At 68.9% G+C, this 25,755-nt stretch carries 17 protein-coding genes; 6 read left to right on the top strand and 11 right to left on the bottom strand.

The features are described from left to right. Window positions 1-39: 39 nt before the first annotated feature. The 4 genes from CFW40_RS01950 to CFW40_RS01935 all read right to left on the bottom strand — a co-directional run bounded on the left by CFW40_RS01950 (window position 40) and on the right by CFW40_RS01935 (window position 4,066). Window positions 40-1,179, bottom strand: coding sequence for an inorganic phosphate transporter (locus tag CFW40_RS01950; protein WP_088796090.1), 1,140 nt, complete (start codon window positions 1,177-1,179; stop codon window positions 40-42). Window positions 1,180-1,428: 249 nt separating this feature from the next. Further along, window positions 1,429-2,220, bottom strand: coding sequence for an FAD:protein FMN transferase (locus CFW40_RS01945; protein ID WP_176956718.1), 792 nt, complete (start codon window positions 2,218-2,220; stop codon window positions 1,429-1,431). Between the two features lie 34 nt (window positions 2,221-2,254). Next, window positions 2,255-2,695, bottom strand: a complete 441-nt coding sequence (locus CFW40_RS01940) for an FMN-binding protein (RefSeq protein ID WP_088796088.1) — start codon at window positions 2,693-2,695, stop codon at window positions 2,255-2,257. A gap of 9 nt (window positions 2,696-2,704) precedes the next feature. Next, window positions 2,705-4,066 (bottom strand): ferric reductase-like transmembrane domain-containing protein, encoded by a 1,362-nt coding sequence (locus CFW40_RS01935; RefSeq protein ID WP_088796087.1) that lies wholly within the window; start codon window positions 4,064-4,066, stop codon window positions 2,705-2,707. 146 nt (window positions 4,067-4,212) lie between these two features. Between CFW40_RS01935 and CFW40_RS01930 the strand changes: the two genes are divergently transcribed. Both CFW40_RS01930 and CFW40_RS01925 read left to right on the top strand, forming a co-directional pair. Then, window positions 4,213-4,947: a response regulator transcription factor gene (locus CFW40_RS01930; protein ID WP_088796086.1), complete on the top strand. Its 735-nt coding sequence runs from the start codon at window positions 4,213-4,215 to the stop codon at window positions 4,945-4,947. Beyond that, window positions 4,944-6,392: a cell wall metabolism sensor histidine kinase WalK gene (locus CFW40_RS01925; RefSeq protein ID WP_088796085.1), complete on the top strand. Its 1,449-nt coding sequence runs from the start codon at window positions 4,944-4,946 to the stop codon at window positions 6,390-6,392. The genes CFW40_RS01930 and CFW40_RS01925 overlap by 4 nt, the downstream gene beginning before the upstream one ends. Before the next feature lie 285 nt (window positions 6,393-6,677). On the opposite strand, the gene CFW40_RS01915 is transcribed toward CFW40_RS01925, so the two are convergent. From CFW40_RS01915 to CFW40_RS01895, 5 genes are read right to left on the bottom strand one after another with little or no spacing between them, the layout of a single operon-like run. Next, window positions 6,678-7,226 (bottom strand): cysteine hydrolase family protein, encoded by a 549-nt coding sequence (locus CFW40_RS01915; protein ID WP_256331642.1) that lies wholly within the window; start codon window positions 7,224-7,226, stop codon window positions 6,678-6,680. Beyond that, the gene (locus CFW40_RS01910) at window positions 7,223-7,999 is read right to left on the bottom strand and encodes an aminotransferase class IV (RefSeq protein ID WP_256331643.1); all 777 of its coding nucleotides are present in this window, start codon (window positions 7,997-7,999) and stop codon (window positions 7,223-7,225) included. The genes CFW40_RS01915 and CFW40_RS01910 overlap by 4 nt, the downstream gene beginning before the upstream one ends. Window positions 8,000-8,031: 32 nt before the next feature. Continuing rightward, the gene (locus CFW40_RS01905; protein ID WP_176956603.1) at window positions 8,032-9,507 is read right to left on the bottom strand and encodes an AMP-binding protein; all 1,476 of its coding nucleotides are present in this window, start codon (window positions 9,505-9,507) and stop codon (window positions 8,032-8,034) included. Further along, on the bottom strand, window positions 9,501-11,630 hold the full coding sequence (pabB, locus tag CFW40_RS01900) for an aminodeoxychorismate synthase component I (RefSeq protein WP_088796082.1): 2,130 nt from the start codon (window positions 11,628-11,630) through the stop codon (window positions 9,501-9,503). The genes CFW40_RS01905 and pabB overlap by 7 nt, the downstream gene beginning before the upstream one ends. Window positions 11,631-11,674: 44 nt before the next feature. Next, window positions 11,675-12,916: a 3-deoxy-7-phosphoheptulonate synthase gene (locus CFW40_RS01895; RefSeq protein WP_088796081.1), complete on the bottom strand. Its 1,242-nt coding sequence runs from the start codon at window positions 12,914-12,916 to the stop codon at window positions 11,675-11,677. 349 nt (window positions 12,917-13,265) lie between these two features. Between CFW40_RS01895 and asnB the strand changes: the two genes are divergently transcribed. From asnB to CFW40_RS01870, 4 genes are all read left to right on the top strand, one after another. After that, window positions 13,266-15,149: an asparagine synthase (glutamine-hydrolyzing) gene (gene asnB, locus CFW40_RS01890; protein WP_306427417.1), complete on the top strand. Its 1,884-nt coding sequence runs from the start codon at window positions 13,266-13,268 to the stop codon at window positions 15,147-15,149. A 15-nt stretch (window positions 15,150-15,164) separates the two neighbouring features. Then, window positions 15,165-15,866 (top strand): methyltransferase, encoded by a 702-nt coding sequence (locus CFW40_RS01885; protein ID WP_256331644.1) that lies wholly within the window; start codon window positions 15,165-15,167, stop codon window positions 15,864-15,866. A 27-nt stretch (window positions 15,867-15,893) separates the two neighbouring features. After that, the gene (locus CFW40_RS01880) at window positions 15,894-16,835 is read left to right on the top strand and encodes a diiron oxygenase (protein ID WP_088796079.1); all 942 of its coding nucleotides are present in this window, start codon (window positions 15,894-15,896) and stop codon (window positions 16,833-16,835) included. Between the two features lie 1,286 nt (window positions 16,836-18,121). Continuing rightward, window positions 18,122-19,294: a LuxR C-terminal-related transcriptional regulator gene (locus CFW40_RS01870; RefSeq protein ID WP_176956604.1), complete on the top strand. Its 1,173-nt coding sequence runs from the start codon at window positions 18,122-18,124 to the stop codon at window positions 19,292-19,294. Window positions 19,295-19,326: 32 nt separating this feature from the next. Here CFW40_RS01870 and CFW40_RS01865 read toward each other — a convergent pair whose 3' ends face one another. Together CFW40_RS01865 and CFW40_RS01860 are read right to left on the bottom strand one after the other, a co-directional pair. Continuing rightward, window positions 19,327-19,737 carry a helix-turn-helix domain-containing protein gene (locus CFW40_RS01865; protein WP_143684951.1) on the bottom strand — a complete coding sequence of 137 codons (411 nt, stop codon included), beginning with the start codon at window positions 19,735-19,737 and terminating at the stop codon, window positions 19,327-19,329. Between the two features lie 5 nt (window positions 19,738-19,742). Then, window positions 19,743-25,754: a type I polyketide synthase gene (locus tag CFW40_RS01860; RefSeq protein WP_088796075.1), complete on the bottom strand. Its 6,012-nt coding sequence runs from the start codon at window positions 25,752-25,754 to the stop codon at window positions 19,743-19,745. Window position 25,755 lies beyond the last annotated feature (1 nt).

Genomic DNA, 25,755 nt, shown 5'->3' with positions numbered 1-25,755 from the left:
CGGACCTCCCCCGAAGACGGCCGGCCCGGCGGGCCCGGCTCAGGAGGCCGACTTGACGGTGGGCTTCGCAGCGGGTGCCGGCACCTCGTTGACGTTCTCCGGGCTCACCGGACGCCGGCGCGAGAGCACGTAGAAGCCCGCCGCGGCCGCCAGCGCGACGCCCGCGACCAGGGCCACCCCCATGGTGCCCTGGTCGGCTATCCACGCCGCCAGGCCTCCCACGGCGGCCGCGGCCGGCAGCGTCAGCAGCCAGGACACCGCGATCCGCCCGGCGACGCCCCAGCGCACATGTGCCAGCTTGCGGCCCAGCCCCGCGCCGAGGATGCTGCCCGTGCACACCTGGGTGGTCGACAGCGCGAAGCCCATGTGCGAGGAGGCCAGGATCACCGCGGTCGCGCTGGTCTCGGCGGCGAAGCCCTGCGGAGGCTGGATGTCGGTGAGTCCCTTGCCCATGGTCCGGATGATCCGCCAGCCGCCCACGTAAGTGCCCAGGGCGATCGCCAGGCCCGCGCTCAGCACCACCCACCAGGGCGGCCCCGCACCATGGGCGAGCACCCCGCTCGAAATGAGTGCGAGAGTGATGACCCCCATCGTCTTCTGGGCGTCGTTGGTGCCGTGCGCCAGCGCCACCAAAGACGCCGACCCGACCTGCCCCGCGCGAAAGCCCTTCCCGGCGGCGCGTGCCGAAGTGCGCCGGGTGATCACATAGGCGAGGTAGGTGGCCAGCAGCGCCACCACGCAGGCCACCACCGGTGAGGCCACCGCAGGAATCACGATCTTCTCGATGATCGTGCCGAAGCGCACCGCGGAACCTCCGGCCCCCACCCACACCGCGCCGATCAGCCCGCCGAACAGGGCGTGGGAGGAGCTGGAGGGCAGCCCGAGGAGCCAGGTGACCAGATTCCACAGGATCGCCCCGATCAGCCCGGCGAAGATCATCACCAGGGACACTTCGCTGTCCTGGACGATGCCGCCCGAGATCGTCTTGGCTACCTCGGTGGAGAGGAAGGCTCCGCCCAGATTGAGCAGACCCGCGACCGCGACGGCGACCCGGGGGCTCAGCGCCCCGGTGGCGATGGAGGTGGCCATCGAGTTGGCGGTGTCGTGGAACCCGTTGGTGAAGTCGAAGGCCAGGGCGGTGAGGATCACGGCCACCAGCAGGAAGGAGACAGATGCCATCCCGGTCCTCCACATCGCGGGCGGCCCGGCCGCGCGGTCCCACCGGAATCAGCCATGCGAACCGCCGTCCCCTCCCACGCTAAGCGCCGCTCCGAAGCGTCGCCAATGGGGCGGCGTGCGCCGGTCGGTGGCGGTCCGCCGCGGCAGTGCCGTGCAGGAGAGATCGGGGCGCGACGTGCCGGTCGAGTGCTCGGTGCCCTTGCCGCGGTATCCCGGGAACGAGGGGAGCGTTCTTGGCCGGGTCACCGCCTACAGGTGTGAGCGCGCGGCGCTACCGGGAGGCGGCTCCTCCTCACACCGACGTCCCGGGCCGACGACGTCGCACACCTCTCCCGGGAAGCCCCGGGTGTGCCAGCTGCCGCCGTTCCGTGTCACTGCGAAACCCTCGTGACCGTCGAGCCCCTCCAGCCAGTCGCGGGCGCCCGCACCCATGGCGAAGGCCGCCGTGGCAAAGGCGTCGGTCGTGGTGAGACTGCGGCCGACGACGGTGACGGAAGCAGGTCCCGTCGCGGGAGTGCCGGTGTGGGGGTCGAGAATGTGGGCCCCCCGTTCGGCGGTGCCCGAGGTGGCGACGGCCAGATCGTGTCCGGTGACGACGGTGCACAGTTCGCCCGGACGCAGCGGGTGAGCGATCCCGATGCGCCAGGGGTTGCCGGGTGATGCTCCCCCGCTGAGCTGGAGGTCGCCGCCGCCGTTCACGCAGAGGTGACGGGCCCCGGCGGCCTTCAGGATCTGCACAGCACGTTCGACCGCCCACCCCTTGACCAGTCCGGTGGGGTCGAGTTCGCCGTTCGCGGTGACACTGAACCAGCCCTCAGTGGCATGTCCCACCTGCTCACAGAGGTCCAGCACCTCACGTACCTCCGCGGGGCAGTCGTCGATTCCCAGCTCTCCACGGGCCAGTCGGCTGACGGCGCTGTCGGGACGGTACGTCGAGAAGACTTCGTCGACCCGGTACAGCCAGGAGACGGCCTCGGCCAGGGCGGACTCGACGGCGGGTGTGCGGGCGTCGCGGACGTCGAAGGAGAACACCGTGCCCATCGTCCGCTCGACGTGGCGCAGTCCGCGACGGGGCTCAGACACCGGCCCGGTCCAGGGCGCTCTGCAACGACCGGATGTAACCGGCGCTGGTATAGCTGGCGCCGGACACCGCGTCGATGCGGGCGCTGTGCGTGGACAGCGCTTCCTGTGTCAGGCGGGGAAGGGCGTAGGTGGCGATCTCGCGGTCATGGCCGTTCCCGGACGGCGCATGCAGCACCTTGACGGCGGTCAGCCGGCCGGCCTTGACGGTGGCCGCGACCTGTACGGTGCCGTAACGGGTGCTGATCGGGGCGCCGCTGTAGGTGCCGTCGGCCGGGTGGCCGCCGTGCCGCGGACGCCCCGTGGGCGACGGGGCAGGTGCGGCGCCCGCCCGGTCCGGGGCACCGGTCGAGCCGGCCGGCTGGTGCGGCTTGAGGGTGAGCAGGAGGACGATCAGCGCGCTGGTCGATGCTGCGGTCAGCACGGCTCGGTGCACGGGGGCTCCTCAGAACTCGAACGACTCGTGGTGGATGCGGTGGCGGGGTACACCGGCACCGCGCAGTGCGCGCCGCGCGGCGCTGGTCATACCGGGCGGACCGCACAGGTACACGTCGTGGGCGGCCAGGTCCGGTATCAGGCTCTTGAGCGCGCGGGCGGTCAGCGGGGTGGCGTGCCCGTCCGGTTCGTCGACGGAGTAGTGGACGGCCGCGCCGCGAGCGGCCGCGATCGCATCGAGCTCGGTGCGCAGGGCGAGGTCGTCCGGACGCCGGGCCCGGTAGAGGAGCGTGACCTCCCCCGGGAGGGTTTCGAAAAGCACCCGCAGCGGGGTGATGCCCACGCCACCCGCGAGCAGCAGCACCTTCTGCGACCGGCGGCGTGCCGCGGTGAAACCGCCGTAGGGGCCTTCGGCCCACACCCAGGTGCCGGGTCGCAGCCGTGCCAGGGCAGCGCTGTGCCCGCCGGCTTCCTTCACCGTGATGCGCAGGTGGTGGGGGAGCGGCGGGGCGGAGAGCGAGTAGGGGTTCGCGGTCCACCACAGGCCCGGCGCAAGAAAACGCCAGCGGAAGAACTGGCCCGGCCGGGCGCCGAGTTCGGTCAGGCGCTCCCCGGTGAGGTGCACCGACACCACGCCCGGGGCCTCGGGGCGGACGTCGGCGACGCGGAGCCGGTGGCGCAGGGCCCGTTGCAGCGGAACCATGAAGCGGTACCGGACGATCAGCGCAGCCACCGCCCCGTACAGGGCGTACCAGCCGAGTTGGGCCGGCCTGCGGCCCACGAAGTCGGCACCGTTGGCGAGCTGATGGCCGAAGGCGAGGAAGACGGCCAGGTAGGTGGCGAAATGGAGGTAGTGCCAGGTCTCGTAGCTCATGCGGCGACGGGCGGCACGCGCCGAGACGAAGCCGGTGCCGACCAGCAGCACGAAGCCCGCGGTCGCCTTGAGCATGTCCGGGTAGTCGAGGACGAGTGTGGTCGCCTGGTGCAGGACACCGGTCGTCGAGGTGAGGGCGTATCCCCAGATGATCAGCAGAGTGTGGGCGAGCACCAGCGAGAGGGTGTAGCGCCCGCCCATGGCGTGCCAGCGGGCAAGTCGATCGGTGCCCAAGCTGTGGTCGAGCAGCGGAACGCGGGCCATCAGCACGACCAGTACCGCGCAGGCGTAGCCGGCCAGCAGTCCGGTGATCCGGCCGGCGCCGGTGAGCCAGCCCGCCGGGCCCACCACGGACGCCGTGCCGGTCCACCACAGGGCCAGGACGCCGGCGGCTCCCGCCCAGATGAGGCCCTGGACGAGCAGCAAAGGCGCGGGCGGTAGCCACCGCGGCGGGGTGCTGCCGAGGGCACCGCGGCGGATCTGCGAGATGGTGCTCATGGGGGCTTCCCTTCCGTGGTCGGCGTCAGCGTCGCAGCACAACCTCTGAAGAACCTCTGAGTGGTGGACCGGCCGGGAGATTCACAGGAAACTCAGAGCTGACTCATAACCGCGTACACCTCCGCTGGAGGGATGCTGGAGTCACCATGCACGCTCACCGCATCCCCGCCCTGCTGCACAGCGCTGATGGCTCGCCGGTGCGGGTCCTCGTGATCGACGACGAGCCGGACCTCACCGAGGTGCTCTCCGGCGCCCTGGCCGCTGAGGGCTGGGAGGTCCGCAGTGCGGCCGACGGCGTCTCCGCGCTCGACGTGGCACGGACCTTCCGCCCGCACGCCGTCGTCCTGGACTGGATGCTGCCCGACATCGACGGCCTGCGGGTCCTGCACCTGCTGCGGCAGGAACTGACGACGGTATGTGTCCTTTTCCTCACCGCACGTGATGCGGTCGAGGACCGGATCGCCGGGATCACCGCGGGGGGTGACGACTACGTGACCAAACCGTTCAGCCTGGAAGAGGTCCTGGCACGGCTGCGCGGTCTGCTGCGCCGGGCCGGTATGGCATACGAGCCGGACGGCGAACGGCTGGTCGTCGGGGACCTCGTCATGGACGAGGAGGCACGGGAGGTCGTTCGCGGCGGTGAACTGGTCGAGCTGTCCCGTACCGAGTTCGAGCTGCTGCGTTTCCTGATGCGCAACCCGCGGCGGGTGCTGTCCAAGGCGCAGATCCTCGACCGGGTCTGGTCCTACGACTTCGGCGGCCGGTCGCACATCGTCGAGCTCTACATCAGCTATCTGCGGAAGAAAATCGACGTGGGCCGGACCCCGATGATCCACACGGTCCGCGGTGTCGGATACGTCCTCAGGCCGGAGTCCTCGTGAACCGGATCGTTCCACGCACCCTGCGCGGCCAGCTCACGGCCGGCCTGGTCGTGCTCCTGGCACTGGCCTGTCTGGCGGTCGGCGTCAGCACGGCGGTCGCGCTCGAAGGGTTCCTGGTAGGCCGCCTGGACCAGCAGCTTTCCGCTTCCGCCGGCCGTTTCGCGGTGAGTCTGGAACACGAGTCCAAGCCGGATGCCGACAACCGGCCGGATACCCGCGGTCAGTCCGAGGGCACCTTGGGGGCCCGGCTCCAGCGCGGCACGCCGACCCAAGCGGCTGTCGTACGGGACCGGACGGACGCCGCCGTGCCGCTGTCCGCCGACGACCGACGGCAGCTGGCCGCCCTCCCGACCGACGGCTCCGGACACGGCATACGGCTTTCCGCCCTGGGGCGGTACCGCGTCAACGCGGTGGTGGGAGACGATCGCGATGTGCTGATCACGGGTCTCCCGCTCCGTCCGGTCGAGGAGACGGTGCACCGGTTGGTGGCGGTCGAGGCGGCGGTGTTCGGCGGAGCCCTCCTGGTCACCGGTGTGCTGGGAGCGCTGTGGGTACGCCTGTCGCTGCGTCCGCTGCGCCGCGTCACGATCACGGCCGCGAGCGTGGCCGAACTGCCGTTGGCCAGTGGCGAGGTGGCGATGCCGGCGCCGGTGCCGGTGGCCGACGCACGCACCGAGGTCGGACAGGTCGGCACGGCCCTCAACCGGATGCTCGGCCATGTCGGCGACGCCCTCGAGCGTCGTCATGCCGGCGAAGAGCGGCTGCGGCACTTCGCCGCGGACGCCAGTCACGAGCTGCGGACACCGGTGGCCAACGTCCGTGGCCACGCGGAGCTCGCCCTCCGGCACAAGGGGCCGGTGACCGGTCAGGTCCGGCGCTCCCTGGAACGGATTCAGGCGGAGTCCGAGCGGATGAGCCGCCTGGTGGACGACCTGTTGCTGCTCGCACGCCTCGACGCCGGCCGCGCCCTGGAGAGCAGGCCGGTGGATCTGACGCGACTCGTGCTCGACGCGGTCGACGACGCGCGGGCGGCCGGACCGGGCCACCGGTGGCTGCTCGACCTTCCTGAGACGGCGGTGACCATGACGGGGGACGACCACCGCCTGCAGCAGGTCGTCGGCAACCTGCTCGCCAACGCCCGGACGCACACCCCGCCGGGGACCGCCGTGACGGTGCGGCTGGCGGCCGACGACCGGGGAACCCGGCTGACCGTCGCCGACGACGGCCCCGGCGTACCCGAGCAGGTGCGGCGGGAAGTCTTCGGCCGCTTCGTGCGGGGCGACCACAGTCGCTCGCGAGCGGCAGGCGGTACCGGCCTGGGACTGGCCATCGTGGAAGCCGTGGTCTCAGCGCACGACGGACGCGTCATGATGAACAGCCGCCCCGGACACACCGAATTCACCGTGACCTTCCCTCCGGCCCCGGCTGATTACGGGGGCCGGTGAACCGTTCGCGCGACTAACCGGATGGACGACGGCCGGGAAGCCGAACAGCGCCGCTGGACCCACGACACCGCTGCCGAACCAGCCGTCGCCGACGGCATCCCCCGCTACGCCTTCGGACCCCGCAAGCGCGCCGGCTCGGGCCCCCTCAGGGACTTCGCCGGCCAGGCGTTGGAACGCATCCTGCTCCTGGCCACCCTCCAGGGGATCGCCGCCTCGTTCGCTGCGCAGCCCGTCGAATGGCCGGACCTGCGCTGGATCCTGCGCGAGCCGGTGCGCGTGTCCTCGTCAGACCGTTGCGGAGGGGTGGGCGGAGCCCCACAGGGAGCTCACGGTCGTCAGCTGCTCCGCTCCGACCAGCCGTGCGGCCAGCGCGAGCCCCGCCTCATGGGCCGCGGCGCCCGCGTACGTCTGACTCGCGTCGGTGACGATCTGCGGCCGGAAACCCCGTTCGAAGGCATCGACGGCCGTCTTCAGCACGCACATCTCCGTCGCTATCCCGCAGATCACGAACTCCGTCCACCCGCGGAGCCGGACCAGCTCGTCCATCTCCTCGGTGAACGCGGAGTACTGGACCTTGTCCACCACAGCGGCGGAGCGGGCCGCGTGGTCCGTGAGTTCGGCGATCAGCTCGTTCTCCGGAGGCGACCGAAATCCGCTCCAGTGCATGAGCCGCTCGTAGGGTGAACCCGGCGGGTTGAGGAACCGGGTGAAGACGATATCCCGCCCGGTGCGCTCCCAGCGCTCGACCAAGTCGACCACGGTGGGCACGAGGGAGGCCGTCTCCGCGGTGATGAATCCGTTCTGCATGTCGACGACCACCAGGACTTCGGTCACGCCCGCACCTCGGTACTCTCGCCGGCCAGCCATTTCTGCCATGTGGGGGCGTGGAGGGCAGGCCCCGGCCGCATCGACGTCCCCACCCAGGACCGCACCGGCCTGATGCCGTGCAGTGCGTTCACCAGCCACACCTCTTTTCCTTCCAGCTCTGCCACCGGTAGGTGTCGCTGCCCGACCGGAACACCGAGCTGCGCGGCCCGTTCCTGGATCACCGCCGTGGTGACCCCACCCAGCACGGGCAGCTCCGGGGACGGCACGCACAGCAGGTCCCCGTCCCACCACAGCACGCTCGCAAATCCGGCCTCCAGGACCACGCCCGACTCCGTGGTGAGCAGTGCTTCCTGCGCGCCCCTTTCCACCGCCCGCCCGCGCAGCGCACCGAGTGCGTCGAGGTCGGGTCCCTTCAGATGCGCAGCCGTCCTGGGATCGGTGGTGTCCGACACCCACACCGTCACCTGCCCGCTCCGGGCCGGTGACGGCCGGATCCGCACACGCAGCTCGGCCGGCTCCCCAGCGGACAACTCCACGCGGGGGAACCAGTCGCCGGCCAGGGGGAGCTTGCCGAGGGCAGCCTGCCAGAACGCCGCTGCGGTCTCCCGGGACACGCTCCCCACTTCGGCACAGCCCCGCAGGAATCGTTGCCGGTGCAGGTCGATGCGCCGCACCCGGCCGTCGCTGAGCAGCCAGGAATCGGCCAGGGACAACGGTGTCCGTGTCGTGGGGTCCGTCGGGTCTGCCGGCAGCAAGGAACCCTCCCGCCACAGGAACACCTGGTCTCCTCCCGGGGGCGGGCCCACTGCGCTCACCACTTCCCGCTTCTGAGGATGTGCCTGCGCAGCTTCCCGTTGGGCGTGCGGGGGAGCGTGTCCACCAGGTGCACGACGCGCGGGACCTTGTGGGGCGCGAGCCTGCTGCGCGCCAGGGCGACGAGCTCGGCCGGCAGGGAATCAGGACGGCCGGCCGGGTCACCGGGCACGACGAAGGCGTGCAACTGGGTGATGCCCTGGGCATCCGCGAGCACGGTCACGCCGACTTCCTTCACCGCGGAATGATCGCCCAGCACGGCCTCCACCTCCAGCGGGGAGACGGTCACGCCACCGACCATTTCCATGTCATCGGCGCGACCGGTGTGCCGGTAGGACCCGTCCTTGCCCCGCACCACGCGGTCGTGGGTGGCGAGCCAGCCGTCCACCAGCGTCCGCGCCGTGTCCTGGGGCCGGTTGAGGTATGCGGCCATCACCGTGGGTCCGCTGACCCACAGGTCACCCTCGACCTCGTCGGCAACCGGATTGCCTGCCTTGTCACGCACCTCGAGCCGGTAGCCGGGGACGGCGCGGCCGATCGTGCCGGGCAGGCAGAAGTCCACTCCGTTGGAACAGAAGGCGTGGCCGACCTCGGTCGAGCCCAGTTGGTCCAGCACCGGCGCGGACAGGATCTCGGAGATCCGGCGGCCCAGGCCCGGACGCAGGTTCTCGCCTGCCGACACAGCGGCACGAACGGTGGCGAACACCGAGGGGTCACCGCTGCTGATCAGGTGGGCGTAGGCGGACGGCACGGCGTAGAGCAGGGTGACGCCATGGCGTGCGATCGCTTCACGCACCGCCCCGGGCGTCTGCCGGTCGCCGAGCAGTACGACGGAGGAACCGGTGTACAGCGGGAAGGCGAAGGCGTTCCCGAACCCGTAGGCGTAGAACAGCTTCGACAAGGACAGACCGACGTCGTCCGGACCGATGTGGAAGACCTCTTCGCCCACCGCACTCGCATAGACAGCCACGTCCTGATGGCGGTGCGGCACCCCCTTGGGGACGCCGGTCGTCCCTGAGGTGTACTGCATGTAGAGACGCGCGTCGGGGGCGAGCGGCCGGGGCTCGGTGGCCGGTGCGTGTTCGGCTGCCGTCATCAGCGACTCGATGTCCAGCACAGCGGTGCCGTCGAAGCCGCCCGCCCGTTCCGCCGTGGTCACCACCAGCGCTGCCTTGCAGTCGTCGACGATGAACCGGTGGCCGTCGGCGGTCAGGTCGGGGTTGACGAGGACCGCGGTCGCGCCGAGGACGGCGGTGCCGAGGAACGCGGTGATCCACCCGATCCCGTCGGGCAGCGCAACCACCACGTGTGCGCCCGGCCGGACCCCGTGATCGGCCAGAACCGTCGAGGCCCTGGCCGCCAACTCGTGCACCTGCCCATGAGTCCAGGTGCGTTCGGCGGTGTGTACTGCGGGGCGGTCGAGCCAGCCCGATCGCGCGGCCCGCTCGGCCAGGTCAGCAGCTATGTTCACCATTGTGCAGTCCTTGTCGGTCCGGCGTCCGGCAGCTCCACCGGCTGCTCGGCCGCAGAGAACAGCGCACGGAGCGGCGCCGCGGCCTTGAGCAGCACCTCCGCGTACTCCTCCTCCGGGTCGGAATCCAGCACGATCGCTCCGCCGGCGCCGAGGTGCATCATTCCGTCGGCGAAGACCACCGTGCGGATGACGATGTTCAGATCTGCCGTGCCGTTGCAGGACAGGTAGCCCAGCGTCCCGGAGTAGACACCGCGGGCCTGTGTCTCCAGCCCGTCGATGATCTCCATGGTCCGCAGCTTCGGAGCCCCGGTCATGGAACCGCCGGGGAAGCAGGCGCGTACACAGTCCACCGCGTCAGCTCCCGGCCGGAGCTTGCCCCGGACCGTCGAGACGAGCTGGTGGACCGTCGGATAGCTCTCGACCGCCATGAGCTTGGGCACGTGGACACTGCCCACCTCGCAGACCTGCCCGATGTCATTGCGCAGCAGGTCGACGATCATGAGGTTCTCGGCTCGTGTCTTGGCACTGCTGGCCAGTTCGCGTTTGAGTTCGGCGTCCTTCGCGGGCACGGCATGGCGCGGGGCCGTCCCCTTGATCGGCTTGGACTCGAGGATGCGCTGCCGGTCCAGCTTCAGGAACCGCTCGGGTGACGAACTCGCGATCTCCACGTCGTCCAGCCGCAGGAAGGAGGCATACGGCGCCGGGTTGTACCTGCGCAGCCGCCGGTAGAAGTCGAAGGCGTCATCGACGGCAGGGAGCTCGGCGGCGGTGGTCAGGCAGATTTCGTAGCTCTCTCCCGCCACGAGTGCGTCCTTGCACCGTGCGATGTCGTCCAGGTACTGCTGCCGGTCCCGCATCAGCCACGGCTCGACCAGCGCCTCGTCCGTGATCTCCGTGGTCACCAACCGCACCGGTTCGGCGGGCGGAAGTTCGCGCAGGGAGGTGAGGGTGTCGTCGAGCCAGTGGTTGGCGGACAACTCGCCCTCCACGCTGTTCTCGGCGAGGCACAGCAGGTAGGTCAGACAGTCGTGGTGGTCCACGACAACGAGCCGGTCGGCGAACAGCCAGCCGGCGTCCGGTGTCCGGGCCCGGTGACGGTTGGGCGAACCAAGGCCGCCCTTGAGTTCGTAACCGAAGTAGCCCACGTAGCCGCAGGCGAAGTCGAACGGCAGCCCGGCCCGGTCGGTCCGGCGTTGTCGGAGCTGGTCCTGAAGGTAGTCGAACACGTCGCCGGGTACGCGGCGGGGGAGTTGGCCCTGCCGTTCGACGTGCACCACGTCCTCGCCGCTGTCATAACGCACGAACTCGGCCAGCGGGCCGCTGCCGTCGCCGAGAAAGGAGAAACGGCCCCGCCCGGGGTCGGTTTGGGCACTGTCCAGCCAGAAGGCCCGCGAGGAGTCGGCGAACAGATGGGAGAAGGCCGACTCGGTGTCCACGGTGGACTCGAAGAGGCTGACGTGCAGTCGGTACTCCGTGTTGTGCGGCACCTCGACGTCCGCCGGGGCCGGGCGTGGCCGGCTGGTGACCGGCACCGGACGCGGCCGGTGTTCGAGCGTGAGGTCCCGGAAGTTGGCGATGAGTTCCGGTCCGAATTCGCTGGCTATCGACTCGGGGTGGAACTGGACCCCCCACAGCGGCCGGTGCCGGTGGCGGAGCGCCATCAGTACGCCGTCCTCGGACCAGCCCATGCCTTCGAGTTCGTCAGGCAGCGGTTCCTGCACGCACAGTGAGTGGTACCGCACCGCGGTGAAAAGCTGCGGCAGCCCACGGAAGAGATCCCGCCCGTCATGACGGACGGTGGTCAGATGACCGTGCTTGGGGGCCGGCGCGGGTACCACCTCGGCCCGCGAGCCGAGTGCGATCCCCTGGTGTCCGAGGCACACGCCCAGCACCGGCACGGTCGCCTCGGCCAGCACGCGCGCGGCGATGCCGAAATCCCGTTCCCTGCCGGGGTGTCCGGGCCCCGGGGAGATGACCACGTTGTCGAACGTGTCCCAGGCCGGTGTGCCGCTTCGGGGGGCGTCGTTGCGCACCACCGTCGGCTCCTCGCCGTTGACGACGGCAAGCAGCTGGAACAGGTTGTACGTATAGGAGTCGTAATTGTCGATCAGCAGAGTCCTCATTGAGGCCGCTCCTCCGTAGCCGTGTGCGTGCCCGCCGTTTCGGATCAGTGACGGGCGGCCAGATCCGCCACCGCTTCGGTCACCTGCATCGCCTGTGTGTCGTTGAGACGGGGATCGCACAGCGACCGGTAGCCGAGTGCCACATCAGCTTCGTCGTCCGGGCCGCCAGGACCGACACACTCCGTCACCCGGTCGCCGGTGACCTCGAGGTGCACTCCACCGGGCCACTGACCCGCGCGTCCCAGCACCTCGAAGAACCCGGTGAGTTCGTCGAGTATGTCCTTGGTGTGCCGGGTCTTGATCCCGTGGGAGGTGACGACCGTGTTGGCGTGCATGGGATCGCAGACCCAGGTCACCGGATGGCCTGAACGACGTGTCACATGGATCAGTTCCGGGAGCCGTTCGCGGACCTGCCGCGCGCCGAGCCGGACGACCAACGTCAGCCGTCCGGGCCGCCGGTGCGGATCGAGGCGTTCGCACAGCTCCAGCAATTCCTCGTTGCGGATGCCGGCGCCGACCTTGCACGCGACAGGATTGATCACGGCCGACAGCAGGGACACATGAGCCCCGTCGGGCTGCCTGGTCCGCTCGCCGATCCACGGCAGGTGCGTCGAACCGGCGAACCACTCGCCCGTGACCGGGTCGAACCGGGTGAGGGGCTCCTCGTAGTCGAGCACCAGGGCCTCGTGGCTCGCCCACAAGCGGTCCCGCCCCGTCGTGGCGTCGAGCCGGTGCAACCGGTCCAGCACCATGCGAGCGGTCTGGTACGCGGCGAGCATACGGAAGGGATCGGAGCGCCTGCTCCGGCCGTCGGGCTCAGGGCCGTTGACCAGCAGACCACGGAAGATCGGCAGCGCCGTCCCGTCCACCGTCTCCACGGGCCGCGACCGGGGTTTGGCGAACTGGCCGGCCACCCGCCCGATGGTCAGCGCGGGGAGCTTCAGCCGGGCGGCGACGGTGTCGGCCATCCTGCCGATCAGCTGGTGATCGCTCTCGGCGCCGCGCACCGCTTGCCTGCCGAAGGGCTCTGCGCAGGCACCCGCCTGCAGCAGGAATGCCTCGCCGCGCTGCACCTGGGCCATGCGGACGAGCAAGTCCCTGGCCTCGTCGGCGCTGACCAGGGCCGGCAGCGCCGACAACCGCCGGCGGACGGCTAGAGCGGTGGCCGGGTCCGGCCAGTCGGGCTGCTGAGCGGCGGGCAGGGAGCCGGCGATGGGCGACGTCTTTAACGTGGTCCTTTCCCGTGCAAGGGACCGTTGTTCTCCGATGCGGGTCGAGATCGGCATAAGGCGTGCCACTATTCCCCTCTTCCTGCGTATGAGCCTTGTGACGCAGGCCAAGATTATTGGAACACCCCGTTCAATCCGGATTCAAGTAGGTACCTTGAGGTACGCGAAAGGTGCAAGAGGCTTCACGCGCGGGCACTCAATTATGGCCGCGAGGGCACTCGTTAAGTGCGCGGGGCACTCGTTAAAGTCCGCATGACCTCCCAACCTGGCACCGGCGCCGCCCCGTTCGCCCATGGCCACGCACCTTGAGGTACGTAGTTGTGCGGCTTCGCTCACGCAAGGTACTTTTCTCACGTATAGCGTCCGCAATTGCGGAATTCCCCGTCGCACGCAGGCCACCGCTTGCATGGCGTTCCCAGGCCAGCGACCAGCGAACTTTCCAGGAGGACGGCTGATGTGCGGTGTCGCCGGATGGGTCAGTTTTCGTCAGGACCTCTCGCATGAGGAGAATATTCTCGCGGGAATGACCAACTCCATGACCTGCCGCGGCCCCGACGCTTCCGGGCAGTGGCTGTCGAGGCATGCGGCCCTCGGGCACCGCCGGTTGTCGATCATCGATCTGCCCGGTGGGACACAGCCCATGACGGTGGATACGCCCGGAGGGCCCGTCACCCTGAGCTACAGCGGCGAGACGTACAATTTCGTCGAGCTGCGTGATGAACTGTGCAAACGAGGTCACACATTCCGGACCAGGAGTGACACCGAGGTCGTGCTGCGCGGATACCTCGAATGGGGTGCGGCAATCGCGGAACGCATGGTGGGAATGTGCGCCATCGCGGTGTGGGATTCCCGGTACGAGCGGCTCACTCTGATCAGGGACCGCATGGGAACGAAGCCCATGCACTACTACCGGACCGAGGACGGTCTGCTCTTCGGATCCGAGCCCAAGGCGATTCTCGCGCACCCTGACGTCAAGCCTGTCGTGGACATGGAGGGAATGCGTCAGCTCTTCAGCTTCTTCACGTCGTCCGAGAACGCCGTATGGGCCGGCATGAAGGTGATGACGCCCGGGACGGTCATCGAGTTCGACCGCAACGGGCTGCGCGAGCACACCTACTGGCAGCTGTCCGCCGAGGAGCACACCGACGACCTGGACACGACGGTGGCCCGGGTACGGCAGATGGTGGAAGACAACGTGCGGCACGAGCTGGTCGCCGATGTGCCGCTGGGCCTCCTGCTCTCCGGCGGCCTCGACTCCAGCGCGCTGGCGGGGCTGGCGAGTGGGCACCTGGCCGCCAAGGGGGAGCGGGCCCGCACCTTCTCGGTGGACTTCCCCGGCCAGAGCGAGAACTTCCAGCCTCATGAGATGGCCGACTCCGCCGACGCGCCGTACGCCAAGGAAATGGCCGCGCACATCGGTTCCGAGCACCACGACATCGTGCTCGACCACCGCAGGCTGTCCGACCCCGACCTCCGGCGCTCCGTTGTGGCGGCGTGGGACCTTCCCTGGGGCATGGGCGACATCAACGGCTCGATGTATCTGCTGTTCAAGGCAGTACGTGAGCACGTGACCGTGGCGCTCAGCGGCGAGGCCGCCGACGAGATCTTCGCCGGCCACGTCTGGCACCAGTCGAAAGCCGCGAGGTACGGCAGCACCTTCCCGTGGCACACCACCTGGCTCAAGCGGGTCGACTGCTCCGCCTACCTGACAGGCGATTTCCGGGCCGCTCTGGACTCCGAGGCCTACACGGCCGACCGCTTCCAGGAGGCAACCGCGCGCGTACCGTACCTGGACGGCGAGGACGAGGAACAGCGGATGTACCGGCGGTCGCTGCATCTGGGGCTCAACCACTTCATGCGGGTGCTGGAGGACCGCGTCGACCGGATGGCGATGGCGGTGGGCCTGGAGACCCGCGTGCCGTTCTGCGACTACCGCCTGGCGCAGTACCTGTACAACGTGCCGTGGACGATGCAGACCTTCGACGGCAGGGAGAAGAGCCTGCTGCGCGCCTCGGTCAAGGACGTGGTGACCCGGTCCGTGGTGGAGCGCCGCAAGAGCCCCTACCCGTCCACCCAGGACACGCTGTACTGCGGCGCCCTGCAGGAGCAGGTCAAGATCCTGCTCAAGGAGCCGAACAGCCCGGTATTCGACCTGTTCGACCGGGCCAAGCTCGCCGAGGCGGCCGAGCTGTCGCCGCAGCAGATCGCCGGCGCCCCGCGAGCGGCTTTCGAGAAGGTCTTGGACCTGGCGGTGTGGTTCGAGATCCGCAACCCGGAACTGCGGTACTGACCGTACGGAGGAGCAGTGAGCGACGAGCTCAGTCTGACCCGGGGCTACAACCTGCTCCGGATGAACGCAGACACCGAGAAGCGTGATTCCGTCTTCACCCTGAGCGGCCGCGCATACGATCTCCTGGAGGGGGTCTTCTCGCCGACCCTTTGCCCGTCCACGGAGATCTACGCACAGTGGCTTCCCTACCCCGCGGGCGGCAGTCTCCTGGAGATCGGAGCAGGCGCCGGCGTGATCTCCGTGACCGCGGCCCTCAGCGGCTGTGCTCGGGTGACCGCGCTGGACATCAACGAGACAGCCGTGGAGAACACCCGACGGAACGTGGCGCGGCACGGTGTCGCCGACCGGGTGCAGGTACTGCACAGCGACATGTATTCCGCACTGGACCGCCAGTCGCGCTTCGACGTGGTGTTCTGGAGTTCCAGCTTTATTGAACCGCCGACGGACTTTGCGCACGAGACTCCTCTGCACCACGCGATATTCGACCCCGGATACGTCATGCACCAGGAGTTCTTGCGGTCGGCGGCCGACCATCTCGAACCCGGCGGCCGGCTCCTGCTCGGCTACAGCAACATGGGAAATCGCGCACTCCTCACCGAGGTTGCCGGCACCGCGGGACTGCGGTTCGAGCAGTTGCACGCGGCACCGCACCCTCAGCTCGCCGATGTCGAATACCAGTTGCTGGAGTTTCATGCGGCAGATCGGCCTGCGAGCTGAAGGAAGAATGGAGACGGGGCGCATCCAGTGAACCGAACAGAAGAATCCGGCTACCGTTCACTTTTCGAACAGTGGGATAACCGGTCCTGGGTGCGCTCGAAACCGCGCAGGAACGGAGCGTTCGCCGACGGCCTGCACTACTTTTCCCCCGACCTGTGCCCGCTGCTCGCTCACCCGGAGGTCCGGGCATCCCCGGAACAGGTCCGGGAGGAGATTCTGGTGCACTCCCTCTACGTGTACCTGGAGTTCACGGTTCAGCTGGAACTGGGGCCGGTGAACGAGACGTGCCTGCTGTTGCACTCACCGGATTTCTGCCCGTGGCTGCCCGCACAGATGAAGGAAGACCTCCTCCGTATCTACACCGACGAGGCCGCGCACGCGGAGATGTCGCACACCCTGCTGGCGACGGTCCGGGATCACACCGGAGTGGCACCGATTCCCCACCGGCCGTACTTCCTGCAGGAGCTCTCCCGCCTGTATGCGGCGGAACTTCCGGTGTACCGGCCCCTGGTGAAGCTGTTCTTCTCCATCGTCTCCGAGACGTTGATCACCGGGAGTCTCACCAAGCTGCCGAAGGATCCCTCGGTGCAGCAGGCGGTACGGGACCTGGCCGCCGACCACGCGACGGACGAGGGCCTGCACCATGCCTACTTCCGACGTCTTTTCAAGTCGCTCTGGCCGAAGATGCCGGCTCCGCTCCAGACCAAGATCGGGGGCATTCTGCCCGAGATCATTCTGGCGTTTCTGCGACCGGACGAAACCGCGATGACGCAGATTCTCGCCGGCTACCCCGACGTCTTCGGAGATCCCGCGCGCGTGGTGGCCGAGACCGTGGAATTGCCACGGGTCCGCAAAAGCCTCGTCGACAACGCGACCCCCACACTGAGAATGCTGGCCCAGGAAGGCGCGTTCTCCGACCCGGCGATCGCCGCAGCGTTCGACAAGCACGGTCTGCGTCAGAGCGCATGACCCATCGGCTGTGGGCGTGCGGAGGGGCATGTGGCCCCTTGTGCCGGCAGGCGCGTCGCCGTCCCGACCGCAGAGGCAGGAGACCGTGGTGATCAATGACTACATACTCGCCCTACTGTCCGCACCGCCGGCGAACGCCACGGAGTTCGCGGGCGGGCAGCCGGCGCGGTGGATGGACAACTTGCGGAGGTGGCTTGACCGCGCGGCCGAACTGGACCACGGCTTCCGCTTCGACGAACCCGTACAGGACGAGGACAACCGACGGCTCCGCCTGAGGACCCGTCTGCCCATAGCATCCACCGTGGACTTCGTGCTCCACACTTCGGCCGACTTCGACGGGTACACGCCCTCTTGCGCCGGTCCGGCGGATGGTGACCTTGTGGTCCATTTCCTGTGCGTGGCGAATCGGCCGGCTGCACCACCGTCACAGCCGCGAGGACAAGCCTGCACACCATGGGCCGGTCACCAGGGCCTCCTCATCGTGGAGCCCGGCTGGGCGGCCGCCGTGCTCGTGGCGCACTCGGCCCCGTTGTTCTGGGGCGCCTCAGCCCGCGAGGAGAACAAATCGCTACTGGACAGTACGCGTCCCGGCGCCCGCGGCGCAGGAGACCCGTGAATCGCGTCCACTCCATTCGTTAAAAGAATCTGAACTCTTGTGAGGGCGTGCGCAGTCGGCCCTGGATCGTGGACGACGCCTTGTGGGCGCTGATCGCGCCGTTACTGCCGCCCTGGCCCGAGCGGCCGCCAGGCCCATGGACGGTGGCGGACCGGCTCTGTCTGCGTCCGTCGCCGGCCGGCCGGCGCGCGAGGGGCGGCAAACACCACCTGATGGTGAGTCATCACGCTGGTGAAGCCTGAAGCACCACCGGGTCCGGGGCCCTTTGGCCGGACGGATTCACCGGAGTGGTGTGGTGGTGCGGAGCCCTTTCTGCCATCTCCCGCAAGGACGCCCCGGACAGCAAAGGCACCGGGCAAACCCCACTTCGTCGTCGAGTAGGCCTTCGCTCTGCCCCACCACTTCAAGTGTCTCGCTGTCCGCCGGGAACCCCGCCGAACTCCACGGCGTCTTAGTCTCTTTGGCCTGTAACGTCATCTGTCGGCGACACGCCAAGAAAGCCCACTCATGATCGTGTGACAAACTCTTCGGAAGTGATAACGTTCCGAACTGTCGGGGGATTCGTCACACTTGGAGCAGGGTCATGCAAGTTTACCCTCATCGTATCCTTCGCGAGACGCATCACATTCCGCCTGCGGATTGTCCCACCTGGCTGTGCATGCAGTCCTCGATGGAGAAATGGGTTAACGGCCAGCCGAAACACGCTTTAAATTTGGCCCGGGAAGCCGCACGCCGTGGAATTCACTGTACATCCGAATGGGATGTCCCGCTGCAGGCCGAGATATGGCTCGCCACACTGACCATCACCTTGCGTCAACACGGCGAAGCCGAACGCAGTATTGCCACTGCTGAGCATTCCGCTGTGGTGACCGGAAATCACCGGCACCAAGCTGTTCTCACACTTCTCCGCGCCGCATTGAACTGGAATCTGGGCAGGGTTTCCACAGCGCTCGAGCAGGCGAGATCCGTTTTGGGGGCACCTGAGGAGACGGCGAAAAGCTGGAAGCCCTACGCCCGTGTTCTCCTGGCCCTGGGCGCGCTGAGACGGGCAGACCTGCGCACTGCCGGCGCGTATGCGCGGCAGGCCGCGATGGACTGGGCGCTCGGGAACACCCACGGTCCGGCCTGTGCGTGGATGGTGGTGCAGACAACCGAGGCGGAGCACGGTGCGGAGGCGGCCGCCCCCCTGGTGGACCAGCTCATCTCGCCGGGTCAGGCCCGCGAGAGGCTTCTGCTGACGGACCCGGCGGCGGCAGCGTGGCTGGCACGCTTCATGGTGCTCCGCAACAGGAGAAACGCCGAAGCGATCGCGGTCACCGCCCGGACGCTCTCCACCCGGAGCGGGGGGCTGCCGGCGCTGGAGGCGGCCGCCCGCCATGCCGAAGGGCTGGTGCACCGCAGCGCCGCGGATCTGCTCTTCGCCGCCGACCATCACCCCGATCCATGGGCCGCTGCCTCCGCACGGGAAGACCTCGGAGTGATGCTCGCCGCACAGGGGTCCTCGGGCCGGGCCGGCACGGTGCTGGAACACGCCGCGGCCGGGTATCTCACCGCGCAGTCCCCCAGGGACGTGGCCCGGGTCCAGCGCAGGCTCCACCGGCTCGGCCGCAGCTGCGACCACGCGGACCGGCCCCAGGAGCCCGGCACGGGAATCCTGGGCCTGACGAAAACCGAGACCGCCGTGGCCGAGCTGGTCGCCCTGGGACTTTCCAACGCACAGGCCGCCCAGAAGTTATTCATTTCCCGGCACACCGTTGCCCACCACTTGCGCAGCATCTTCAAGAAGCTCCACATATCGTCTCGTGTGGAGCTTGCCCGAACCTGGATGGAAAGCTGCAGATAGCACGTCGGGACCGGCACTCCGCCGCGCGCACCCTACTCTCTCATGAATTCCATCTCCCGCTTCGTCCAGTCGAAGTCGGTCCGCGCGTCGACTATTTTCTGCTCATGCTCATCGAGCCATTCCCGGACACCGTTGACGAGTTGGAGCAGGGTCATCCCCAGCTCGGTCAGCTCGTATCCGACCAATCTGCCGGTGGAGTTCTTCAGCGAATTGAGAGGGCCCCTGACGTACCCGTCACGCTGAAGCTTGTGAAGTGTTTCGATGAGCACCTTGTGATTGATTCCTTCGAGCCGCCGGGTGAGCTCGTTGAACCGGCGTTTACCTCCGTCTAATTCGGCCATAACCTCAAGTGACCACCTCGCGGAAAGAGTGCACAGAACTTCCTTGATGGGAATTTCTGTGCCTTTCTGTATCGGCGCTGATTCATGGATTGACTGTGTCACTGGGATCACCGCTTATTGCTGTGTCGATCGCTGTTGATCACTTGGGAAGAACATTTTCGGAGCCAGTCCCCCACGAGACCGGCGGCGATGTCACTGTGCTGCTCCAGCATGGTGAAGTGGTTGCCGGGAACATCCAGCGCGACATGGTCCAGGGGCCAGGAGGTCCGCCACTGATCTCCGTCCGCCTCCGCCCCCTGGGCCATCGATTCCGATGCCCGCAGGAACAAGGTGGGAGCGTCGACGACGGCGGGCTTCCACCCCTGGAACAACCTCAGATACGCGCCCATCGCGGTCAGGCGGGTGTCGTCGACCGGAACATGTACGTTGTTGCGCTCCAGGATCGCCGACATCAATGCGGGGGCGATGGCGTCTTGGTCGTCACCTTCGGACAGATCGAGCACGTCGGCCAGCACCACCCCGGCCGGCCCCGTCCCCTGCGCCTCCAGGTGTGCGGCCAGCGCATGGGCCAGAATGCCGCCGGTGGAATGGCCCAACAGCACGAATGGCTCCGTGAGGCGGGCCTCTGCGAGCCCTGAGGCCAATGCTTCCAGCACAGCCTGCTGAGTTGCCGGCACCTGCTCATCACGGCTGAAGCCCGGCAGGGGCAGCGCCCACACCTCGCGTTCCCCCCGGAACGGAGCGGCCAGACGGGCGTACTGGTGCGGCCCGGATACCGCCAGCATCGAGGGCACACAGATCAGGGCAGGTCCACGGCCCCCCTCGCTGAGCCGCACGGGATTGCTCGCCACACCGGTGTGGAAGGCGGGCCTGAACCGCGACATCTCGGTGAGCAGTGCCAGGAACGCTCCTGCCTGGTGGGTATCGGCGGCCTGTCGAAGCAGCGTGCCCATCACGAAGGCCGGCGCGTCGGGGGCGGGCGCCCGCTCGGTGAGTTCGTTCCGCAGGTGTCGGGCGAGCGCCAACGGTGTGGAGTGGTCGAACAGTGCCGCCGGCGCAAGCCGCAGCCCTGTTGCCGCAGTGAGTCCGTTCCGTAGTTCGACGGTGGTCAGCGAATCGAAGCCCAGCTCAAGGAACTCCCGGTCCGCCGGGACGTCGTGCGTGGGGCCATGTCCCAGAACCGCGCGGATGTGGCTGCGCAGCAGGTCCAGCAGAACCAGGTCCTGCTGGTCAGCAGGCTGTCCGGCCAGCTGGTCGGACAGGGACGGCCCCGGCTCGGCCGCCACGGTCCGGCGTCCACGGGAGACGAGCCCCTTCAGCAGGGCGGGTGCCAGGACGTCGCTGTCGTCGGCACGTCGCACGGTGGCCAGGTCCAGCCGGATGGGCACCACTACCGGTCTGCCCGCCGCCCGAGCCGCGTCGAACAGCGCAAGGCCCTCCTCGTCGGACAGGGGCCGCACACCGGAACGCTTCATCCTGCGCAGGTCGACCTCCGCGAGGTCCCGGGTCATCGCACCGCTCTTTTCCCATGGCCCCCAGGCGAGCGAGAGCGCCGGAAGACCGGATGCGTGGCGCTGCTCCGCCAGCGCGTCCAGCATCGCGTTGGCAGCTGCGTAGCTGCCCTGGCCCGGCCCGCCGAAGATGCCCGCCGCGGAGGAGAACATCACGAAAGCGGACAGGCCCAGGTCCCGGGTCAGTTCGTGCAGGTGGAGCGCGCCGTCCACCTTGGGACGCAGGACCTGGCTGATCTGCTCTTCGGTCAGTGCCGGGATGACGGCGTCGGCCAGCACACCCGCGGTGTGCACGACGGCGGTGAGCGGCTGGTGCGCGGGCACCGCCCCGAGCACTGCCGACAGCGCCGCCGCATCGGCCACGTCACAGCGCGCCTGGACGATGTTGCCGCCGAGCGCGGTCAATTGCTCAGCGAGCTCCCGGTCCGGGTCGCTTCTGCTGACGAGCAGAAGGTTACGCACACCGTGCTCGACGATGAGGTGCCTGGACAGCAGCCTGGCCAGCGCCCCGTTGCCTCCGGTGATCAGAGTGGTGCCGTCGCGGTCCCAGGCAGCGGCCTGCCCGAGGTCCCGCCCTGCCCTGGCCAGCCGGCGCGCGTGCACCACACCGGCCCGGATCACCAACTGCGGCTCGGCCGAGGCCAGCGCCGCCGCAACCGCGGTGGCGGAGGCATCGTGCTCGTCCACGTCGACCAGGGCGAACCTGCCGGGGTTCTCCGACTGGGCCGAACGCACCAGGCCCGCGGCCGCGGCCGCGGCGAGGCCGGACCCGTCGTCCGTGCTCCGCGTAAGGAACACCAGGCGGGCAGCGGCGAGTCGTTCGTCGGCCAGCCATGCCTGGAGCAGAGCCAGCGTCCTGGCCAGAGCGGTCCGAGCGGTGTCCGCCCGCGGTACCTCGACGACGACCGTCTCCGGCACCGTGCCCCCGGACTCGATCTCCGCGACCAGCGCGGCCAGGTCGGGCAGCGAGCGCGTTCCGGTGGGCAGTGTGCCGGTGCCGAGCTGCACGCAGGAAACCGGAGCCGCCGTGACCTGCTCCGGCACCAGGTCCACCTGGAACAGCGCGTTCGAGTGCCCGCTGGACAGCGCCGGGACAGGCCGCGCCGTCAGGGACTCCGCTGCCGCCACCGCCCGTCCGGAGGCGTCGGTCACCAGCACCGACACCGATGCCGGCCCCGTGCGGCGCAACCGTACGCGCAACTCCCGGGCGCCCGTGGCAAACAGCGACACTCCCGTCCAGGCGAACGGAAGCGCCCCGTCCCCGCTCGCGATGTGCAGCGCCGCGTCGAACAGAGCCGGGTGCAGCCCGAAGGAGCCGGCCTCGTCGTGGCGCTCCTCGGGCAGACCGACCTCGGCGAACAGGTCGTCTCCTTGCCGCCAGGCCGCGCGCAGCCCGCGGAACGCGGGACCGTAGTCGACCCCGTCGTCGGCGAGCCGGTCGTAGAAGCCGCTCAGGTCAACCGCGGTCGCCGACGCCGGCGGCCACTGCACGAGCTCTTCGCTCCCGGCCTCGACGGCGTGCGTCAGGACACCACTGGCGTGGCGTGTCCAGACCCCGTGCTCGGTACTGGCGTACACCCGCACTTCCCGCCGGCCGGCCTCTTCGGGACCGACGGACACCTGGAGTTCGACCTGGTCCTGTTCGCCCAGGGTCAGCGGTGTTTCGAGGGTCAGCTCCTCTACCGTGGGATTCCCGACCTGGTCGCCCACGTGCAGCAGGAGATCGACGAAGGCCGTTCCGGGCAGCAGGGCTGTGCCGTGGACGAGGTGATCGGCCGCCCAGGTGTGCGTCCGCAGTGACAAGCTGCCGCTGAACACCAGCGTGTCGGGGTCATTGGCGAGGTGTGCCGCGTGGGTGAGCAGGGCGTGGCCGAGCGCGTCGGCACCCCGTGGCGCGCCAGGCGTGTCGGCCAGCCAGTAGCGCCGGTGTTGGAAGGCGTAGGTCGGCAGGGCCTGCCTGCGGGTGTCCGTGTCCTCCCAGAAGGCGGGCCAGTCGACGTGCACACCATGGGTGTGCAGCTGGGAAACGGCGGTGACGATGCTCCGGGGTTCCGGCCGGTCCGCACGCAGCGCGGTGGCGAACACCGTCTCCTCGACGTCGTACAGGCAGTCCTGTCCCATTCCGGAAAGCGCCCCGCTCGCGCCCAGCTCCAGGAAGGCGCGCACGCCTTGGGAGGCAAGCCGGCGCATGCCGTCGTGGAAACGCACGGCTTCCCGCACATGCCGGGCCCAGTAATCCGGAGAGGACAACTGATCGGCAGTGGCAAGACGCCCCGTCACATCCGAGACCACCGGGATCCTGGGTGGGTGGAACGTCACGCCGGCGGCCACGCGTCGGAACGCGTCGACCATGTCATCCATATGAGCCGAGTGGAAAGCGTGGGAGACACGCAACCGCTTGGTCTTGCAGCTGCGGCGCTCGAACTCCTCCTTGATGCCGAGCACCGACTGCTCGTCACCGGAGATCACCACGGCCGAGGGTCCGTTGATCGCGGCGATGGACACCCGGCCGCCCGCCGCGGCCACGAGCGGAGCGACCTGGTCCTCGGACGCTTGGAGGGCAACCATCACCCCGCCCCGGGGGAGCACTTGCATAAGCCGCCCGCGAGCCGCCACCAGTGCGCACGCGTCCGACAGCGAAAGGCAGCCGGCGACATGGACCGCAGCCAGTTCACCTATCGAGTGGCCCAGAAGGAAGTCAGGCTTGAGGCCCCATGAATCGACCAGCCGGAAAAGGGCCACGGACATCGCGAACAGCGCCGGCTGGGTGTAGCCGGTCTCGTCGAGAAGCCGTGCCGACTCCGAGTCGGGTGCCGCGAACATCACCTGACGCAGCGGGACGTCCAGATGAGGGTCGAATGCGGTGAGGACCGCGTCCAAGGCCTCGGCGAACGCGGGGAATTCCTCCGCGAGCTGCCTTCCTGCCCCCAGCCGCTGGCTTCCCTGCCCGGGAAACAGGAACGCCGTCCGCCCGGCACGCACACTCGTGCTCTTGGCGGTCCTGAGCGCGGCCAGCAAGTCATCCCGGCTCTCACCCACCACCATGGCGCGGTGCTCGAAGTGGGCGCGCCCGACGGCGAGGGTGTATCCGATGTCGACGGGGTCGAGTTCGGGATGGGCGTCCAGGTGGGCGCGCAGGCGGTCGGTCTGATCGCGCAGTGCGTCCGCCGTGCGGCCGGACAGCAGCCACGGCACCACACCACCGCCGCTCTTGCGGGTGGGCGGCGTTACGGGCGGGGCTTGTTCGAGGATGACGTGTGCGTTGGTCCCGGAGACGCCGAAGGACGAGACTCCCGCACGGCGTGGTCGGTCGGATTCGGGCCATGCCTGTGCGGCCGTGACGAGTTCGACGCCTTCGCCCCACTGCGCATGCGGGGAAGGCGTGTCCACGTGCAGGGAAGCGGGCACTACACCGTGCTGCATCGCCTGCACCATTTTGATCACGCCGGCGACGCCCGCGGCGGCCTGGGTGTGGCCGAGGTTCGATTTCACCGACCCGAGCAGCAACGGGGCACCGGACCGCTCCCGGCCATACGTCTCCGCCAGCGCGCCGACCTCGATCGGATCGCCCAGCTTCGTCCCCGTGCCATGCCCTTCCACCACGTCCACGTCACCGGGCTTTAGGCCGGCACTCGACAGCGCCTGGCGTACCACTCGTTCCTGGGCGCGTCCGCTGGGCGCGGTCAGTCCGTTGGATGCGCCGTCCTGGTTCACCGCGGAGCCCCGTACCACCGCGAGCACCCGATGCCCATGCCGCACCGCATCGGACAACCGCTCCACCACCAGCACACCCACGCCCTCGCTCCAGCCGGTGCCGTCGGCCGCCGCGGCGAAGGACTTGCACCTGCCGTCCCGGGCGAGGCCGCGCTGCCGGCTGAACTCCACGAAGATGCGGGGGTGGGACATGACGGTGACTCCGCCGGCCAAGGCCAGGGAGGTCTCACCGGAGCGCAACGACTGCACCGCCCAGTGCAGCGCCACCAAGGACGACGAACACGCCGTGTCCACCGTCACCGCGGGCCCCTCGAGCCCCAGCACATACGACACCCGGCCGGAGGCCACGCTGCCCGCCGTGCCGATGCCGAGGTACCCCTCGATCTCCTCGGGCAGCGTGGCCACCCCGGAGCCGTAGTCGTGGTACATCACTCCGGCGTACACGCCGGTGCTGCTTCCGCGCAGTGCGAGGGGATCGATCCCTGCGTCTTCGATGGCTTCCCAGGACGCCTCCAGCAGCAACCGCTGCTGCGGGTCCATCGCCAGTGCCTCCCGCGGTGAAATGCCGAACATCTCCGCGTCGAAGTCACCCGCACCGGCCAGGAATCCGCCCTCGGCGGTATACGAGGTGCCTGCCACGTCCTCAGAACTGAACAACTGGTCCAGGTCCCACCCACGGTCGTCGGGGAACGCGGACACGGCGTCCCCGCCCGACATGAGCAGCTTCCAGAGGTCCTGGGGGCTTTGCACACCACCGGGGTAGCGGCACGCCATCCCCACGATGGCCACCGGCTCGTGCTGGGCGTCCTCGACCTCCTTGAGACGGCGACGGGTCTGCCGGAGGTCGGTGGTCAGCCGCTTGAGCGTGTCGAGGATCTTCTTGTCATCAGCCATC

Origin of the sequence: Streptomyces sp. 2114.4 (assembly GCF_900187385.1) — a bacterium.
Taxonomy (GTDB): domain Bacteria; phylum Actinomycetota; class Actinomycetes; order Streptomycetales; family Streptomycetaceae; genus Streptomyces; species Streptomyces mooreae.
The sequence above is the reverse complement of the archived record's forward strand: the minus strand, read 5'-3'. Positions and strand labels throughout refer to the sequence as shown.